This is a genomic window from Candidatus Symbiopectobacterium sp. (assembly GCF_020054415.1).
Taxonomy (GTDB): domain Bacteria; phylum Pseudomonadota; class Gammaproteobacteria; order Enterobacterales; family Enterobacteriaceae; genus Symbiopectobacterium.
Genome location: NZ_JAHWCO010000014.1, coordinates 1 through 1290, shown reverse-complemented (window position 1 = coordinate 1290; position 1290 = coordinate 1). Strand labels below are relative to the sequence as shown.

Genomic DNA, 1290 nt, shown 5'->3' with positions numbered 1-1290 from the left:
ATGAGGCCTAACTGCATGATTTTACGTTGCGAGGATCCGTCGTTTCGCTGGGCTGCCAGCATAAAATCTATTTATTCAACAAAGCCCGGCGAGGGTTAAATATTCATCTCTTTATGACAGGTTAAACCGTAATTTCAGCAATGAAATGACATGATGATAAATTTCACCGTGCTTATTGTCGCAATGGAGCTTATTAACTGCCGATTCGAATTCTTCAATAGTTCCAGAGAAGCACCCGCGCCTAACAATGACACTGCCGTCTTTCTTCCTGAATGCGGTTAGTACTCCGTTTTCTGAGCCAATGGGGGATATGGTGATCCAGTCCGCATCGCCGGACACCCGCGCATCGTCGTACACCAGCGCATCGCCGGACACCCGCGCATTGCAGGACACCCGCGCATTGCCGTACACCCGCGCATCGTCGTACACCAGCGCATTGCCGTACACCCGCGCATTGCCGGACACCCACGCATTGCCGTACACCAGCGCATCGCCGTACACCCGCGCATTGCCGTGCACCCGCGCATTGCCGGACACCCGCGCATCGCCGGACACCCGCGCATTGCCGGACACCCACACTTTGCCGTACACCCGCGCATCGTCGTACACCCGCGCATTGCCGTACACCAGCGCATTGCCGGACACCCGCGCATTGCCGTACACCCACACTTTGACGTACACCCGCGCATTGCCGTACACCAGCGCATTGCCGGACACCCGCGCATTGCAGGACACCCGCGCATTGCCGGACACCCACGCTTTGCCGTACACCAGCGCATCGCCGTACACCCGCGCATCGCCGGACACCAGCGCATCGCCGTACACCCGAGCATTGCCGGACACCCACGCATCGCCGTACAGCAGTGCATCGTCGTACACCCGCGCATTGCCGGACACCAGCGCATTGCCGTACACCCGCGCATCGCCGGACACCAGCGCATCGTCGAACACCCACGCATTGCCGTCCTGAGCCAGATTCGATTCTTTTTCTACCCAGCCGCCTAATTCGCCAGCACGAACATTACCGAAGGCGACAAGCGCTTTAATGCGAAACAATTTGATGCCGAAAAACTCTTTCACTTCGGCAGTGAGTTCGAATTTTTTCATTTAAAATTCCTTGGATTCAGGCGTAAAAAAACCACCGTCCGATGGCGTTATTGAGTATGGGGGGGGAGATTGCGGCGATAAGCGGATGATGGGAATGCTGAAAGTGTTTCAGTCATAGATACCCGTTAATTTTTCACCTGCTTTTTAAGCCACTTATTTTCTTCCGTCAGATAGGCAATGGTT

Annotated in this window: 1 protein-coding gene; it reads right to left on the bottom strand. The window is 55.3% G+C overall.

Translation table 11 applies throughout. The features are described from left to right. Positions 1–111: 111 nt before the first annotated feature. The gene (locus QZ506_RS00435; protein WP_291968303.1) at positions 112–1107 is read right to left on the bottom strand and encodes a hypothetical protein; all 996 of its coding nucleotides are present in this window, start codon (positions 1105–1107) and stop codon (positions 112–114) included. Positions 1108–1290: the final 183 nt, after the last annotated feature.

Excerpts from the sequence above, each read along its gene's own strand:
- QZ506_RS00435 (WP_291968303.1), bottom strand. The coding sequence starts at position 1,107 with ATGAAAAAATTCGAACTCACTGCCGAAGTGAAAGAGTTTTTCGGCATC.